The organism is Mycobacterium rhizamassiliense (assembly GCF_900157375.1).
In the GTDB taxonomy this organism is placed as follows: Bacteria; Actinomycetota; Actinomycetes; order Mycobacteriales; family Mycobacteriaceae; genus Mycobacterium; species Mycobacterium rhizamassiliense.
This window is the reverse complement of the sequence record NZ_LT721901.1, coordinates 2,970,143-2,984,796: the sequence shown is the minus strand read 5'-3', so window position 1 is coordinate 2,984,796 and position 14,654 is coordinate 2,970,143. Positions and strand designations below refer to the sequence as shown.

Annotated in this window: 17 protein-coding genes; 7 read left to right on the top strand and 10 right to left on the bottom strand. The window is 66.6% G+C overall.

The genetic code is table 11. The features are described 5' to 3' along the window. Position 1 precedes the first annotated feature (1 nt). Complete coding sequence (locus tag MRAB57_RS14675; protein WP_077079634.1) at positions 2–487, bottom strand: MaoC/PaaZ C-terminal domain-containing protein; 486 nt, start codon at positions 485–487, stop codon at positions 2–4. After that, the gene (locus MRAB57_RS14670) at positions 484–918 is read right to left on the bottom strand and encodes an FAS1-like dehydratase domain-containing protein (RefSeq protein ID WP_108637635.1); all 435 of its coding nucleotides are present in this window, start codon (positions 916–918) and stop codon (positions 484–486) included. The genes MRAB57_RS14675 and MRAB57_RS14670 overlap by 4 nt, the downstream gene beginning before the upstream one ends. A 78-nt stretch (positions 919–996) precedes the next feature. Between MRAB57_RS14670 and MRAB57_RS14665 the strand changes: the two genes are divergently transcribed. Both MRAB57_RS14665 and MRAB57_RS14660 read left to right on the top strand, forming a co-directional pair. Then, the gene (locus MRAB57_RS14665) at positions 997–2,460 is read left to right on the top strand and encodes an aldehyde dehydrogenase (protein ID WP_083743415.1); all 1,464 of its coding nucleotides are present in this window, start codon (positions 997–999) and stop codon (positions 2,458–2,460) included. Positions 2,461–2,476: 16 nt separating this feature from the next. Further along, positions 2,477–3,610: an NDMA-dependent alcohol dehydrogenase gene (locus MRAB57_RS14660; protein WP_077079633.1), complete on the top strand. Its 1,134-nt coding sequence runs from the start codon at positions 2,477–2,479 to the stop codon at positions 3,608–3,610. Here MRAB57_RS14660 and MRAB57_RS14655 read toward each other — a convergent pair. Continuing rightward, entirely contained in the window at positions 3,580–4,701 is a 1,122-nt protein-coding gene (locus tag MRAB57_RS14655) for a Gfo/Idh/MocA family protein (protein ID WP_077079632.1), read from the bottom strand. The genes MRAB57_RS14660 and MRAB57_RS14655 overlap by 31 nt on opposite strands. Positions 4,702–4,846: 145 nt before the next feature. Here MRAB57_RS14655 and MRAB57_RS14650 point away from each other — a divergent pair, with 145 nt between their 5' ends. From MRAB57_RS14650 to MRAB57_RS14630, 5 genes are read left to right on the top strand one after another with little or no spacing between them, the layout of a single operon-like run. Then, complete coding sequence (locus MRAB57_RS14650) at positions 4,847–6,121, top strand: cytochrome P450 (RefSeq protein ID WP_077079631.1); 1,275 nt, start codon at positions 4,847–4,849, stop codon at positions 6,119–6,121. Beyond that, on the top strand, positions 6,118–6,921 hold the full coding sequence (locus MRAB57_RS14645; RefSeq protein ID WP_077088031.1) for an enoyl-CoA hydratase/isomerase family protein: 804 nt from the start codon (positions 6,118–6,120) through the stop codon (positions 6,919–6,921). The genes MRAB57_RS14650 and MRAB57_RS14645 overlap by 4 nt, the downstream gene beginning before the upstream one ends. Further along, positions 6,915–7,349: a Zn-ribbon domain-containing OB-fold protein gene (locus tag MRAB57_RS14640; RefSeq protein ID WP_077079629.1), complete on the top strand. Its 435-nt coding sequence runs from the start codon at positions 6,915–6,917 to the stop codon at positions 7,347–7,349. The genes MRAB57_RS14645 and MRAB57_RS14640 overlap by 7 nt, the downstream gene beginning before the upstream one ends. Further along, the gene (locus MRAB57_RS14635; RefSeq protein ID WP_077079628.1) at positions 7,346–8,269 is read left to right on the top strand and encodes an SDR family NAD(P)-dependent oxidoreductase; all 924 of its coding nucleotides are present in this window, start codon (positions 7,346–7,348) and stop codon (positions 8,267–8,269) included. The genes MRAB57_RS14640 and MRAB57_RS14635 overlap by 4 nt, the downstream gene beginning before the upstream one ends. Further along, positions 8,266–8,856, top strand: a complete 591-nt coding sequence (locus MRAB57_RS14630) for a nuclear transport factor 2 family protein (protein WP_077088030.1) — start codon at positions 8,266–8,268, stop codon at positions 8,854–8,856. Before MRAB57_RS14635 ends, MRAB57_RS14630 begins: the two co-directional genes overlap by 4 nt. Before the next feature lie 50 nt (positions 8,857–8,906). Here MRAB57_RS14630 and MRAB57_RS14625 read toward each other — a convergent pair whose 3' ends face one another. The 7 genes from MRAB57_RS14625 to MRAB57_RS14595 form a co-directional block, all read right to left on the bottom strand. Further along, positions 8,907–9,728 (bottom strand): mycofactocin-coupled SDR family oxidoreductase, encoded by an 822-nt coding sequence (locus MRAB57_RS14625; RefSeq protein ID WP_077079626.1) that lies wholly within the window; start codon positions 9,726–9,728, stop codon positions 8,907–8,909. Further along, positions 9,725–10,564 (bottom strand): NAD(P)-dependent oxidoreductase, encoded by an 840-nt coding sequence (locus MRAB57_RS14620; RefSeq protein WP_077079625.1) that lies wholly within the window; start codon positions 10,562–10,564, stop codon positions 9,725–9,727. The genes MRAB57_RS14625 and MRAB57_RS14620 overlap by 4 nt, the downstream gene beginning before the upstream one ends. Before the next feature lie 10 nt (positions 10,565–10,574). Continuing rightward, a complete protein-coding gene (locus MRAB57_RS14615) occupies positions 10,575–11,732 on the bottom strand; it encodes a cytochrome P450 (protein WP_077079624.1) in 1,158 nt (385 codons plus the stop codon). A 225-nt stretch (positions 11,733–11,957) separates the two neighbouring features. Further along, positions 11,958–12,773, bottom strand: coding sequence for a mycofactocin-coupled SDR family oxidoreductase (locus MRAB57_RS14610; protein WP_077079623.1), 816 nt, complete (start codon positions 12,771–12,773; stop codon positions 11,958–11,960). Positions 12,774–12,785: 12 nt separating this feature from the next. Then, positions 12,786–13,001 carry a hypothetical protein gene (locus MRAB57_RS14605; RefSeq protein ID WP_077079622.1) on the bottom strand — a complete coding sequence of 72 codons (216 nt, stop codon included), beginning with the start codon at positions 12,999–13,001 and terminating at the stop codon, positions 12,786–12,788. Positions 13,002–13,005: 4 nt separating this feature from the next. Next, positions 13,006–13,455 (bottom strand): Zn-ribbon domain-containing OB-fold protein, encoded by a 450-nt coding sequence (locus tag MRAB57_RS14600; RefSeq protein ID WP_077079621.1) that lies wholly within the window; start codon positions 13,453–13,455, stop codon positions 13,006–13,008. Beyond that, positions 13,452–14,651: a thiolase C-terminal domain-containing protein gene (locus MRAB57_RS14595; RefSeq protein WP_077079620.1), complete on the bottom strand. Its 1,200-nt coding sequence runs from the start codon at positions 14,649–14,651 to the stop codon at positions 13,452–13,454. Before MRAB57_RS14595 ends, MRAB57_RS14600 begins: the two co-directional genes overlap by 4 nt. Positions 14,652–14,654 lie beyond the last annotated feature (3 nt).

The following is a 14,654-nucleotide window of genomic DNA, read 5'->3' as shown; positions in this document are numbered from 1 at the left end:
CCTATGGCCGATCCGGGCCACCCGCGTCGCGCCGAGCGGCGTTTCGCGGGTTGAGGAACTCCGCGGTGCCGGTGATCGCGACGCCGCCCGTCTGCCGGGTGGCGGTCAACTCGACGCGCACCCGTTCGGCGTCGGGCTCCGTCGATACCGCAGTCACGACGCCAGAGCAGGTCAGCACGTCGCCCGGCCAGACCTGTTCGCGAAAGCGGACACCGAAACGGCGCACGCTGCCCGCGCCCAGCCAATCCGTGGCGAACCCGGCCAGCAACGCCGCGGAGAACATGCCCTGCGCGAACACCGACGGGTAGCCGGCGGACTGCGCGAGCTGATCGTCGTAATGCATCGGGTTGAGGTCGCCGGACGCGCCGGCGTAGCGGACGAACATCTGCCGGGTGAGCGGGCCGAACTCACGGGCCGGTGCCTGGGTACCCACCCTCAAGGCGGTGGCCGCCGCCAGCTGTGCCCCACCCCCGTTGCCAGAGCTCATCGCGGGGCCGTCTCGATGAAGGTGGCCTTGGCCTCGGCGACGAGCGCTCCCCCAGCGTCGCGGTACTCGGTGACCACGGTGGCGAAACGCATTGTGCCTCCACGTTTGCCCGGTTTCGAGTACCGGCCGACTACCCGCTCCTGTGCGGTCAGGACGTCCCCTGCGGCGGGCAGGTCGCCGTGGAAGATGTACTCCTGTTCGCCGTGCAGCAGGCGCTTGCGATCGAAACCCACGTCGACTCGGACGCCGGCGGGCGCCCAGCGGCCTGCGGTGGTCAAAAACGTCGGCGGCATGATCGCGTCCGGACCACGGTATGAGGGGTCGTCGCACAACATGGCCTCGGCGAACTCGGCGATCTTGCCGCGCTCCACGACCAGCTCCCATGGCCGTCCGGCAGTATCGTCGGCGCCCCCGGCAGGCGATGCAGTCATAGTGACCAATACTGTCAGAAAATCAGCAGAACCGAAACTGAAATATCGCGTCATTACCAATGAGCTGCTTGTCCAAAGATGACATTGCTGCCAGAATCGGTGCCCATGATCGAGTTGGCGGCGAGCTACGCTGCAGGCAAGTGGGTGTCGGGCGCGCACACCGGAACACTGCATGTGACGTCCCCGACCACCGGCGAGCTACTCGGCACGGTCGGTGTCGCCGGCCGTGCGGAAGTGGACTCCGCGGTCGCCGCAGCCCGCGGCGCACAGCAGCCCTGGGGGCGGGCCTCCGCTGCCGATCGCGGCGCCGCGCTGGGGCGACTCGCCGACGCGCTGAGCAGCCGCAAGGGCGAACTGGCGGACCTGACGACCGCGGAGATCGGCTCGCCGCGATCCTGGAGCACGTTCGGTCAGGTCATCACCGCGGTCGGCGTGCTGCGCGCCTACGCGGCGATCACCCCGGACTACCCGTTCTCCGCCATCCGTCCATCGATGACGGGCGGCACCGTCGAGGTGCGTCAGCTTCCCGTCGGCGTGGTCGGCGCCATCGTCCCGTGGAACACGCCGCTGTTCATCGCCGCGTTGAAGCTCGGTCCCGCGTTGGCCGCGGGGTGCACGGTGGTGCTCAAGCCAGCGCCCGACGCCCCGCTCGAATTCGGCGTGCTGATGGAGGCGATCGAGGAGGCTGGTCTGCCCGACGGAGTCGTCAACGTCGTCAACGGTGGCGCCGAAACCGGCGAGCTGCTGACCGAACATCCGGGTGTCGACAAGGTCAGCTTCACCGGCTCGACTGCCGTCGGCGCCAGGATCGCGGCGTCGTGCGGCTCCCGAATCCGCCGCTGCAGCACCGAACTGGGCGGCAAGTCGCCGGCCATCGTGCTGCCCGACGCGCCGCTCGAGACAACGGTGCGCGGTTTGGTCGCCGGCGTGATGGGCAACAACGGCCAGCTGTGCGCCGCGCTGACGCGAATCTTGTTGCCGCGCAGCCGCTACGACGAATTTGCGGCAGCACTGACTGCCGCAGTCGCCGGGCTGATCGTCGGGGATCCCGCCGACCGGGCCACCAATGTTGGTCCGCTGATCAACGAGGCCGCGCGCGAGAGGGTCGAGGGGTTCCTGCGGCGCGCGCGGCAGGACGGCGCCACCGTGCTGGTCGGTGGCGAGCGGCCCGACCGCCCAGGGTGGTTCGTCTCGCCCACGCTTGTTGCTGCGACCAACGACATGGAAATCGCCCGCGAGGAGGTTTTCGGACCGGTCGCGGTCGTGATCCCCTACGACGACACCGGCCCCGACGACGCCGCTGAGGCGGTGGCCATCGCCAACGACTCCCGCTACGGGCTGGTCGGCGCGGTGTGGTCTGCCGACGCGGAACGGGCGGCGGCCGTGGCGGCCCAACTGCTGGTAGGTTCGGTGGCCGTCAACTCGACCGCCGTGCTCGACTTCGCCAGCCCGTTCGGCGGATTCAAGCAGTCCGGCATCGGACGCGAGGGGGGCCCCGAGGGCATCGCCGGGTTCGTCGAACATCACGCCATCATTCGTTGAGCCGGAAGGGATTCCAGTGCAGACCCACGCAGCGGTCCTGTTCGAACGCAACACTCCCTGGTCCATCGAGTCCATCGAGCTCGACGCGCCGAAGGCGACCGAGGTGTTGGTCGAACTGCACGCCTCGGGCATGTGCCACTCCGACGACCACCTCGTCACCGGCGACATGCCGATCCGACTGCCCTGCATCGGTGGCCACGAGGGTGCGGGTGTGGTCAAGTCCGTCGGCGAGCACGTGTCGTGGCTGTCGCCGGGCGACCACGTGGTGTTCAGCTTCATCCCGTCGTGCGGCCGGTGCCCCTCCTGCTCGACGGGCCATCAGAGCCTGTGCGACCTTGGCGCAAAGATCTACTCGGGCATGCAGATTCACGACGGCACCGCTCGCCATCATCTCGGCGACGACGACCTCGCACTGGCCTGCGGCGTCGGCTCATTCGCGCACCACACCGTGGTGCACGAGGCGAGTTGCGTGAAGATCCCGGAGCACTATCGCCTCGACCTGGCCTGTCTTCTCGGCTGCGGGTTCATTACCGGTTGGGGATCGTCGGTCTATGCCGCCGACGTCCGCCCGGGCGACACGGTCGCCATCGCCGGGGTCGGTGGCATCGGAGCCGCGGCGGTACAGGGCGCTCGGCTCGCGGGAGCCCGCACGATCACCGTCATAGATCCGTCCGAGTACAAGCGGGCCGAAGCGGTGAAGATGGGAGCCACTCACACCGCGGCGGACTGGAACGAGGCGAAAGACGTTGTCGCCGAGGCAACCTGGAACCGCGGGGTGGACAAGTTCATCTGCGCGATGGGAGTCGGTGACGGCCAACTGGTCGGCCGGGCGTTGGCCATGACGGCCAAGCGTGGCCGGCTGGTGGTCACTAACATCCACCCGATGCGGGAGCGGGAGATCCGGGCCAATCTGATGGACCTCACCCTGACGGAGAAGCAGATCGTCGGAACTCTCTACGGCTCGGGCAATCCCCGTGCCGACATCCCGAAGATCCTCGAGCTGTACAGCGCCGGGCAGGTGGACCTCGAATCCATGGTCACTCGCACCTACCCCTTGGAGAAGGTCAATGACGGTTACGCCGACATGCACGCCGGCGCCAATATCCGTGGCGTCCTGATCTATCCGCCCGCCGAGGCCTCGATCGGCTGATCGTCCAGCCACGCGCGCACCGGCTCCCAGCCGCCGCCTTCGGACGAGCGGTGCGCGGCATCGATGACCGCGAGCGACAGCAGCCCGTCCTCAAAGGTGGCCGCGTCGCTGGGGCCACCGTCGAACGCGGGCAGCCAATCCTGCAGCATCAGCGCCATCGCCCTGCTGGCGTGACCGGCCAGTCCCCCGGGCAACCGCTCGGGGTGCGCGGGCTCGCGTTCATCCACCGTCAGGGGACTCAATCCCGCATCGGTGGCAGTACCGAGACTGTATGCCGCGGAACGCAAGTCGCCGTCGCCGATGATGGTCCCATCGGAGCCGAACAATTCGAGGCGGTAGTGATCGGCGTGGGCGCCCATCACCGAGAGGCTCAGAATGACCGTCAGCCCGGACTCCATGCGCATCAGCAGTGCCGCGGTGTCGTCGGCGGTCACGGGCAGGGTCCCGCCGTCGGGCAGTTCGCGGACGGGGTCGCTGGTGCGAACCTCCGCGCACACCGACACGGGGCGGCCCAGCAGGCTGCACAGGAAGTCCAGGTCGTGCACCAGCATGCCGGCCAGATAACCGCCGCCCTGCTCGCGGTCGTACATCCAATGGGCCTGAAGCGGATGACTCGGATGCCAGTAGGACGCGCTGCGACTGACCCGCGCGAGGTACTGCGAGCCGAGGAAGCCCGAGCGCACCCGGTCCGCGACGGCCAACCAGTCCGGGTTCCACCGGTTTTCGAAACAGCAGGCGGTCGGCAGCTTGGAATCGGCCGCGGCACGGACCATGTGGCGGGCCGCTTCGAGGTCACCGGCCAGCGGCTTCTCGCACAACACGGGCTTACCTGCCGCGAGTGCGGCGATCGTCATCTCGCGGTGCAGCACGGTGGGAGTCGCGACCGAGATGACGTCGAGGTCGTCGCGAGTCACGAAGGATTGCCAGTCGGTGGAGGTCTGTTCGATCCCCAGCCTCGCCGCCACGCGTTCCAGCCGCGCGGGTGTGCGCGCACACAGCGCGACCGGCTCGAAGCCCTTGGCCGCCCGGAAACCGGGTACCTGCACGTGCGCGCCCCACCCGACGCCGATGATGCCGACCCGTAACGTCATGCGCTCTCCTTCGACGACCTTCCGGTTGCAGTGACACTAATGTTAGATAACTCGTGGCAGCGGTCAAGAAATATTGCGCCATTGCGCCACTTATCCAGTATCCCGGCATTGCCTATAAGTGACATGAGTGCCAGAATCGGGTGCTGTGAGCGCGATCGACACCGACGAGCAGCAGTTCGCACCGCTGATCGATCTGCGGTGGTGGCAGGAGCGTCCGGCGGACCGGAGCGAGCTCTACCGGCGCCTTCGCGAGGCCGACGGTCCAGTCTTCGTTCGGACCAACCGACCCGACTCGCCGCGGCCCCGCGGGTTCTGGGCGGTCGGCGCCCACCGCGACGTTGTCGACATCAGCCGGCGCCCCAGCGACTTCAGTTCCGGGCAGGGCACGCAGATTTTCGACCAGACCGCCGAGATGCGCGAATACCGGGGCTCCATCATCGACATGGACGATCCCGAACACATGCGGCTGCGCAAGATCGTCTCGCGCGGCTTCACCCCCCGCATGCTCTCCGAGCTCCGTGGCCTGGCCGAAGAGACCACTGCCGAGATCCTCGAGGAGATGCCCCGTTCGGGTGACTGCGACTTCGTCTCGTCGTTCGCGACGCTGCTGCCGCTGCGCATCATCGACAACATGCTTGGCGTCCCACGCGAACACGAACAGTTCATCCTGCGCGCGACCAATATCGTGCTCGGCGCTTCGGACCCCGAGTACGTACCCGACCAGACCGTCGCCGGCATCGGGGCCGCCGTCACCGAGATCAGCGAGCAGCTCATCGAGCTGCTCAAGCAAATTGCCGAGGACCGCATCGCCCATCCCCGCGACGACGTGATCAGCAAGCTGGTCAACTCCGACGAAGAAAACCTCACCCCCCAGGAGCTGGCCAAGTTCTTCATCCTGCTGATTGGCGCGGGCAACGAGACTACCCGCAATGCGCTGACTCACGGCCTGCTCACTCTCAGCGCGCACCCCGAGCAGCGCGACCGCCTGCTGGCGAACTACGACGAGATGGCGCCCACCGCGGTCGAGGAAATCTTGCGGTATGCCAGCCCGGTGATCCACATGCGCCGCACCGTGACCCGCGACGGCGTGACGTTGACCGACGCCCATGGCGGGGTCACCCACACCTTCAACGCCGGTGACAAGGTCGTGGTTTGGTATCCCGCCGCCAACCGCGACCCGGCAGTATTCGACCAGCCGGAGCGCTTCGATATCGCGCGAAAACCCAACAACCACATCGCTTTCGGTGGCCCGGGACCGCACTATTGCCTGGGTGCGCACCTGGCCCGGTTGGAGCTGAACGTGGCGTTTCAGATGCTCTACGAGCGCTACCCCGACATCACCGCGGTTGGCGAACCGGTCATGCTGAGGTCGAACTTCGTCAACGGCATCAAGCACCTGAAAGCCACGTACACACCATGAACACGCAGGCAGCAATTTTGTCCGACATCGCGGACGGCGTCATGACGATCACTTTGAACCGGCCCGAGGCCGCCAACGCGGTACGTCCCGATGATCGCGATGCCCTGATCGCGTTACTGGCCGCCGCCGACGCCGACGAGAAGGTACGCGTGGTGGTGCTGCGGGCCAACGGTAAGCACTTCTGCTCCGGCGCCGACGTGGGATCGCTGGCCGAACGGCGCGAGAAGGGCGAGAAGCGGGTGCTGGAGCCGACGCGGCGCATCATGAACGGCGCCCAGAAGCTGGTGGCCAGCGTGCTGGACTGCAACAAGCCGGTGATCTCCGCGGTGCACGGTGCGGCGACGGGCCTGGGGGCCCACGTCGTATACGCCTCGGATCTGGTGATCGCGACCGAAACTGCCTACTTCGCAGAGTCTTTCGTCACGCGTGGGCTGGTTGTCGACGGTGGCGGCTGCTATCTGCTGCCCCGCCGCATCGGTATGCAGAAGGCCAAGGAGATGGCGTTCTTCGGCGAAAAGCTCTCAGCCAGTGAGGCATTCACGCTAGGGCTGGTGAACCGGGTGGTCAGCGCCGCCGACTTCGACGCCACGATCGCCGATTTCGCCGGCCGGCTGGCGGGAGCGCCGACCTCCGCGATCGCATTCACCAAGCGGCTGCTCAACGACTCCCCCGACACCGACCGGTCCGGTGCATTCGTCGCGGAAGCGATGGCGCAGGAGATCCAGTCGTATTCGCACGACTCCACCGAGGGCGTGCAGGCGTTCGTGGAGAAACGACCGACCGAGTTCACCGGGTGGTGAGGGTGGCTCGCGCTGACATTCCCACCATCGACGCGGCAAGCGCTCCCTACTGGGAGGCCGCCAGGCAGGGTCAATTGCTGATCGCCGAATGCGCGGCGTGCGGCAGGGTGCACCACTACCCGCGGCCGTTCTGCCCGTTCTGCTGGAGCGAGGACGTGCGCCCGGTTCAGGCGAGTGGGACTGGGACGTTGTACACGTATTCGACTGTCTACGTGAATGATCTGGCACCATTCAAGGAGCGAGTGCCGTATGTCGCCGCGATCGTCGAACTGGCCGAAGGTCCGCGGCTGATGACGACGATCGAAGGTGCGGACCCTGACGGCCTTCGGGTCGGGATGCCGGTCACCGCGGTCTTTCGACCGGTGGACGATGCCGATCCCGACAGCCCCTATCTGACGGTCTTCACACCAAGCGAGGAGAGCCCATGACCGGACTACTCGACGGCAAAGTCGCCCTGGTGACCGGGGCGGGGCATGGCATCGGCCGCGGCCACGCGCTCGAACTGGCCAAGCACGGCGCCACCGTGATCATCAACGACCTCGGCACCAGCCTGTCGGGCGAGGGCACCGGAAAGGTCGCCGACGAAGTGGTGACGATCATCGAAAGCCGCGGCGGCACTGCGGTTTCGGACTTCAGCGACGTCGGCGACGAGGAGCAGGTCGACCTCGCCGTCGAGCGTGCCTACTCGCAGCTGGGCAGGCTGGACATCGTCGTCAACAACGCGGGAATCGTTCGCGACAAGGCGATCTGGAACATGACCGCCGACGACTTCGACCTGGTGATGCGGGTGCACGTCCGCGGTAGCTGGCTCACCAGCCGCTCGGTCGCCCGCAAGTGGCGCGCGGAATCGAAGGAATCCGGGCGAAAGGTCTACGGCCGCATCATCAACACCACCTCCGGTGCCGGACTGCACGGCCACTTCGGTCAGACCAACTACAGTGCCGCCAAGGCCGCGATCGTCGGTCTGACCCAGACCCTGAGCCTGGAGTTGGCGTCGATCGGCGCCACCGTGAATGCGATCAGCCCGGGTGGGCGCACCCGGATGTCGGCGTCCATGCCCGGCGCGCAGGCGCCGATCGAGCCCGACGAACGCGCCGAGGACGAGTTCGACCCCAAGGACCCGTCACTAGGTTCGCCGGTGGTGGCCTGGTTGGCCAGCCCCGAGGCCGGCCACGTCAGCGGTCAGGTGATCCGCGCGATGGGCGAGCATCTCCAGCTACTCAAGGGCTGGCATCCCGTCGCGTCTGTCTCGAATGGCGAAAAGCGCTGGGATGCAAATCAACTCGGCGCCATCATGGCCACTGACGTGTTCGGCACCCGCAACACCGGGCTGCGACTCGGAGGATGACCAGCACAGCGGACGTCGAAGAGGTCGAGCGGGAGTTTCGGCGGTATTTCATGACCGGGCCGGTGCTCGAGGACTGGCACGCCTGGGCACACCTATTCACCCAGGACGCGACCTACTTCGACCACTTCTACGGAACGTTCACCGGCCCAGCGGAGATCGCCAAGTTCCTCGAGGGCACGATGGGTGCCGCACCACAGGTGTACAGCCCACTCGTCTGGTACGTCGTCGACGGCATGCGGGTGGCATACAAGGTGTTCAATCGCGCCGACAATCCGCGGCCCGGTGGCCCGCCGATCGACTTCCCCTCGTATCAATTCATCGAGTACGCCGGGGGCGGTCAGTGGCGTTCCGAGGAGGACGTCTGGCTGCTGCCCGAGATGAAGGGCTTCGCCGCTCGTTACGCGGCCGCCGAGGCCGCGCACCCGCAGACGCTCGAGCAGAAGCTCCGTCGCGATGATTGGGGTTCGTGGGTGGACTGGGCGCGTCCGCAACCCGGGCACAACGCGGCCCCGTCATGGCTCGGCAAGGCCGGCTTCACGCCATTCTGCGGTGTTGCGGACATCGACTTCGGGGTGCGGTCACACTGACGTCGTGAGGTGTCGCTACGACTCGGTGGCCCAGGCTGGCGATCGCCCGGCTAGAACTGCGCCATCCCCTGGTCGACCGACAAACGGGTGGCGGTGACATAGCGCGACTCGTCGGAGGCCAGCCAACACACCGCAGCCGCAACATCTTCCGGCTCGCAGGCCCACTGCGGCAGGAATGGGGTGCCCATCCCGTTGAGCGTGGGGTTGGTCTCGATCGCGGCGAACAGCGCGGCGATCATCTCCCCGCCGCCCATCGGAGTGTTGACCGGACCGGGATGCACGCTGTTGACCCTGATGTCGTGCTTGCCCAGCTCTGCGGCGAAGGCCCGGGCCATCCCTGTGACGGCATGCTTGCTCGCGGTGTAGTGCACCATGTACGGCTGCACCTTGACACCGGCGTAGGAGCTGATCAGGATGATCGACCCGCCGCGGCCTCCGTCGATGATCCGCTGCGCGCCGGCCATCACCGTGTTCCACGTGCCAGTCACGTTGACGTCGATGATGTCGCGAAACGACTCGGGCGTGATCTCGTTCCACGGCGCCGGGACACATATTCCGGCGTTGGCCACGATGACGTCCAGTCGCCCGTAGGCCTCGACGCCCTCGTCGACGGCCGTCCGCAGCGCGTCCAGATCGCGGATGTCCGCGGCAGTAGCCATGATTCGGCCACCTTTCGCCTTCACCATGGCCACGGTCTCGGCGAGGTCGTCCGGGGTGGCGGAAGGGTAGCGCACCGAGTCGGGTAACGGGCCCGCCAGGTCGACGGCGATGATGTCGGCCCCTTCTTCGGCCATCCGCACCGCGTGTGCACGGCCCTGTCCCCTGGCGGCGCCGGTAATGAAGGCCACCTTCCCAGCGAGCCGACCCGTCATCGGTCTGACCCTGCGGTCGCCGAGTCGACGTCCAGGGCCAGCGGCCCCTCGCGCACTGCGGTGCCCAACAGTCCCAGCTCCACACCCGCCTCGGCCGCCGCCTCACGGCACGCCGCGACGTCCTTCCGCAGGAACGGCCCCGCCAGTACTTCGAACCGTTCCATCCCGCCGATGCGGTGAGCCTGGTCCGCCGCGTGGCTCCTCGCGCTGCACACCTGGAGCGTGGACAACAACACGTCCGGCTCGATGCCCAACTGAGTGCCCAGTTGCGTTGCCGCAGCCAAGAGTTGAGCGTTCGCCGCGAACAACAGATTGTTGATCAGCTTGAGCGCCAACGCGCTGCCCAGTGCGCCGGTCGCCACCACCGGGTCCGCATAAGCGGCCAAGATCGGCGTCACCGAGGCGACGGCATCACCCGGCCCGCCGATCAGCACGGTCAGCGTGCCCGCATCGATGTTCTCGACGGTGCCGCTGACCGGCGCATCGAGGATGATCGGTGCCGAAGGAGCACTATCCCGCAACGCCTCGAGGGTGGACAGCGTGCCCGTCGTATGAGAAACGAACACCGCGCCGTCCTTCGCGTTGGCGATGAAACCGTCTGGGCCGAGACCGGTTTCGCGCAACTGCGCATCGGAGAACAGGCACGAGATCAGGACGTCACTGCCGCGCGCCAGGTCGGCGACCGAACCGGCCAGCGCCGCGCCCTTCGCCGCCAGTCGGCGGCGGACCTCCTCGCGACGGGCACACACCAGTACGTCGTGGCCCGCGCCGAGCAACCGATCGATCATCGGTTCGCCGAGTTGTCCGGCACCGAGGAATCCCACGGCGCTGGTCAATGCGGCCTCCTCAGCTCCACGTCAAATTCAGCGAATCCACGCCGAACACCTGACCGCCGTGCTCGATCGGCTGTCCGGAGACCTCGTAGTCCGGGATGCGCTTGTGCCACTCCTCCAGCACCACCGCCAGCTCCTGCCGGGCGAGGTGCGAACCGAGGCACCGGTGCGGGCCGCCGCCGAAGGAAAGATGACGCGTCACGCCGCGGTCGAGGTCGACGGTACGGGCGTTCGGATAGGCTCCTTGGTCGCGCCCGGCGAACGCCAGCGAGAACGACGCCATGTCGCCCGCCTTGACCGGACAGCCGTGGAACTCCATGTCCTGGGTCGCCTTTCGCGCGGTCTGCACGATCGGATACACCCGAAGCAGTTCCTCCACCGCCCTCGGAATGAGCTCGGGTTCGGCGACGATCCGGGCACGGTCGGCCGGATGGGTGGCCAGATGCAGCATCGCGTAGGACAGCTGGTTGGAGACCGTGTCGAGCCCGGCCATGAACAACAGCAGCAGGCAGTTGAGGAGTTCCAGGTCGTTGATCGGTTCGCCGTCCAGCGTCCAGTCGATGGCCTTGCTGACGATGTCGTCGGCGCCCGGGTCACGGTTCTCGCGTCGCTGTTGAATCAGGCCCGAGAAGTAGCCCATCACGTGCGTCATGCCCTCGAGCCGGGCCGCGTTGACGTCGTCGCCTACGCCACTCTGATGCAGGATCATGTCCTCCCAGGCCAGGAACTGCTCGAGATCCTCGACGGGCATGCCCATAATCGTCAGGAAGACCGTCGACGGGAACACCCGGGAGATCCGCGCCACGAAGTCGCACCCGCCCTCGCCGACAACCTGGTCGATGAGTTCCGCGGCCAGCTTCTGCTGCGCCTCCCGCAGGCCCTTGACCCGGCCTGGTGAGAAGTACTCTGCGAGCACCTGGCGCCATTTCGCATGGTCGGGCGGGTCGATCATGATCGGGATCCACTTGTAGGGCGGCTCCGGTTCGGTCGGCACGATGACGCTGCTCGACCAGAGTTCAGGGTGCTGGAGTCCGTCCAGGATCACCGAGTTCTCGGTGAACACCCAGTAATCCATGCCGGCTTCGGTGTTGCGGAACACCGGCCCGGCTTCGTCCTGGCACTCATCGAGCAGATGGAAGTGTGTCAGAGCAGGCGAGTCAGGGGTGTTCATATCGACGCTCTTTACGGGACATGTTGCCGTTGGCTGGTTCTGGATCATGACGTCCTTCCGTACGGCCGAGAACAAGCGCGAATTACGAGCACGCGCGGCTCGCGTACTACGACAGTCCACTGTCAACCTCGCGCGAATTGCCACGACGGATCAATGGAGACCCGTCGAACTAGGTTAACTATGTAGGGATGCGAACGCAATACTCCTCAACATCCGCCGGGACTGTCAACGGACGGCGAAGCCGGCGTCGAGTGGCCAGGCGGTGCCGGTGATGAAGTTCGCCTCGTCGGACACCAGGAACGCCACCGCGTTCGCGATATCCTCCGGCATCAGGACCTGGATGGGCAGCGCGTTCTGCATTGCGGCCAGCGACGGATCATTGGCCTCGAACATCGCCGCCATCGCGTCGTTCATCACCATTCCGGTGGCAACCCCGGTCGGGTGAATCGTGTTGACGCGAATCGAATACTGCGCCAAGTTATTCGCCCAGGTCTGCATCAGAGCGACCAGACCGCGCTTGGCCGCGCCGTACGCTTGCCCGCCTGCGCGATCGGTATTCGGAGCCTTAAGTCCAGCGCTCGACGACGTCAGCACGATCGATCCGCCGCGGCCTCCGTCGATAAGGGACGGGACTGCGGCCTCCACCGTGTTCCACACGCCGATGAGGTTGACGTCGATGATGTCACGAAAGGTCTGCCGCCGGTCGCCGCCAGGGCCCAGTCGAATGACGCCGGCGTTCGCGATCACGATGTCGAGGCGCCCGAACTCGGCGAGCCCGTCGGCAACCACCTGCTCGACGGCGTCGGCGTCGCGCACGTCGGCCCGGCGGGCGACGATGCGTCTACCCTCCTTCTCGACGAGCTTGGCCGTCTCGTCGAGGTCCTCCGGGCTGGCGTTGGGGTAGTCGATGGAGTCGATGTCGCGGCAGATGTCGAGCGCGACGATGTCGGCGCCGTCCGCCGCGAGCCGGACCGCATGCGCGCGACCCTGGCCTCGGGCCGCTCCGGTGATGAAGGCGACTTTGCCGTTCAAATTACCCATGGCATTTGCTCCTCAGTATCTATCAGTCACGCTGCCGGTGTGAATCCTTGCTTGCCGCAAGCCTTCCTGCGGGTCATCGACCTCGACGTCCCAGTCACCGCACGAGCACGTACAGCGGAAGTGACCATTGACGGGCAGGATCGCCTGACCGTCACAGGATCCGCCGGTGTTGGCGATGCTGGTGAGGAACTCGAGGGGCTTCTCATGCAGAGCGCTGTCGTCGGACACGGCGTTACTCCTCGCCCCGAGGGCCGACGTGAAAGACAGGCAGCAGCCAGCCGTCGGCGATCGGTGAGAAGTCAACGTGGACAGGCATTCCTATCGTGACGTCGGCGGGTGCGATGTCGACGATGTTGGAGACCAGTCGCGCGCCGGGTGCGTCGGGCAGGTCGAGGACCGCCGGCACCAACACCAGATCGGGCATGCCGGGGAAACCATGCACGACGGCGAAGCTGTAAACGACGGCATCGCCGCTGAGGTCGATCCAATTTACTTGTTTCGATTGGCAATTGGGGCAGAACGGTGTGGGGGGCAGCCGGAAGGACCGGCAGTCGCCGCACTGCGGTGCCACCAGACGCCGCTCCTTCGCGGCGATCCAGAACGGCTCGGTGTCCTTGTTCATCGCAATCCGCACATGCTCGCCGGGGATCGTCGTGGCGAGGGTGGCGGCGGCGGTGCTCACGCGGCGCGTCCCAGGACCAGGCCGCTCACGGGCAGGCTCGCCGGGCCGCCGGTGACCAGGGCGAGTTCGGCGTCGGCGACCTGGTTGATAGCGGTGCCGCGCATCTGCTCGACTCCCTCCATGATGTGGGTCATCCCGATGATGTAGGCCTCGGAGAGTTGGCCGCCGTGGGTGTTGACCGGAATCGAGCCGCCGTCGTACCGGATCGCTCCACTTTCGACGAACGCGCCGCCCTCCCCCTTGCCGCAGAACCCGTAGTCCTCGAGCTGCATGAGCACCATCGGGCTGAAATGGTCGTAGAGCAGCGCGACGTCGATGTCGGCGGCGCCGATACCGGCCTGCTCGTAGAGCCGCTTGGAGATGGGCGCATTGCCCGACGAGGCGAAGTATTCGTCAGGCATCCCCATCCAGGCAAAAGCCCTGCCCCACTCTCGGACGCCACCGTGGGCGGCGGCGACCACCGGCACCGCTGGCTGCCTCAGATCCTTTGCACGATTCATGCTGGTGGTGATCACGGCCACCGCCCCGTCGGTCTCCTGACAGAAGTCGTAGAGGCACAAGGGTTCTGCGATCATCCGAGCGTTGAAATAGTCCTCGAGCGTCAGGGGTTCGGGGTGCATCGCCTTCGGTCGATTCGCCGCGTTGGCCCGTGTCGAGAGGGCTATCTCGGCGAATGCCTCGCGGCGGGTGCCGTACAGGTGCATGTGCCGACGAGCCATGACCGACATCAACTGGCCGGGCCCGAACAGCCCGGACGGCTGCAGGAAGGAGTTGATCGGATCGGGTTCGATCGCCGAAAACACTGAGCCGAGGCGCTGTTTGGATTGTTGAAGCGCCATCACCGTCACGACCACCGAGGCATCGCCGGCAACGATGGCGGCCCGTGCCAGCCCGATTGCGCCCGCCGAGCCGCCGCCGCCAGAGGTCAGTGCGGCGGTAAAGCGAACTTCCGGAATCCCAAGCGTTTCCACGAAGTCGGCGGTGTCCATCTTCTCGGTGTAGCCCGCGCTGGCGCCCGAGTGGTAAGCGAAGCCGTCGACGTCGGTCACGGGAAGGCCCGCATCCTCGCACGCCGCCAGGATGGCCTCGCCGGCCAACTCGGTGATCGACTTCGGCAATGACCCACCGCGTTTGTAATAGGGTGTGGCCCCGACACCCACGATCGCGACGTCGCGCAGCCCGGACGAAGTAGTCACGCG

What these genes read in the sequence shown, in the direction of transcription:
- MRAB57_RS14670 (WP_108637635.1), bottom strand. Translation starts at nt 918, where the DNA reads ATGACTGCATCGCCTGCCGGGGGCGCCGACGATACTGCCGGACGGCCA.
- MRAB57_RS14645 (WP_077088031.1), top strand. Translation starts at nt 6,118, where the DNA reads ATGAACACGCAGGCAGCAATTTTGTCCGACATCGCGGACGGCGTCATG.
- MRAB57_RS14625 (WP_077079626.1), bottom strand. Translation starts at nt 9,728, where the DNA reads ATGACGGGTCGGCTCGCTGGGAAGGTGGCCTTCATTACCGGCGCCGCC.
- MRAB57_RS14665 (WP_083743415.1), top strand. Translation starts at nt 997, where the DNA reads ATGACATTGCTGCCAGAATCGGTGCCCATGATCGAGTTGGCGGCGAGC.
- MRAB57_RS14610 (WP_077079623.1), bottom strand. Translation starts at nt 12,773, where the DNA reads ATGGGTAATTTGAACGGCAAAGTCGCCTTCATCACCGGAGCGGCCCGA.
- MRAB57_RS14635 (WP_077079628.1), top strand. Translation starts at nt 7,346, where the DNA reads ATGACCGGACTACTCGACGGCAAAGTCGCCCTGGTGACCGGGGCGGGG.
- MRAB57_RS14615 (WP_077079624.1), bottom strand. Translation starts at nt 11,732, where the DNA reads ATGAACACCCCTGACTCGCCTGCTCTGACACACTTCCATCTGCTCGAT.
- MRAB57_RS14655 (WP_077079632.1), bottom strand. Translation starts at nt 4,701, where the DNA reads ATGACGTTACGGGTCGGCATCATCGGCGTCGGGTGGGGCGCGCACGTG.
- MRAB57_RS14630 (WP_077088030.1), top strand. Translation starts at nt 8,266, where the DNA reads ATGACCAGCACAGCGGACGTCGAAGAGGTCGAGCGGGAGTTTCGGCGG.
- MRAB57_RS14675 (WP_077079634.1), bottom strand. Translation starts at nt 487, where the DNA reads ATGAGCTCTGGCAACGGGGGTGGGGCACAGCTGGCGGCGGCCACCGCC.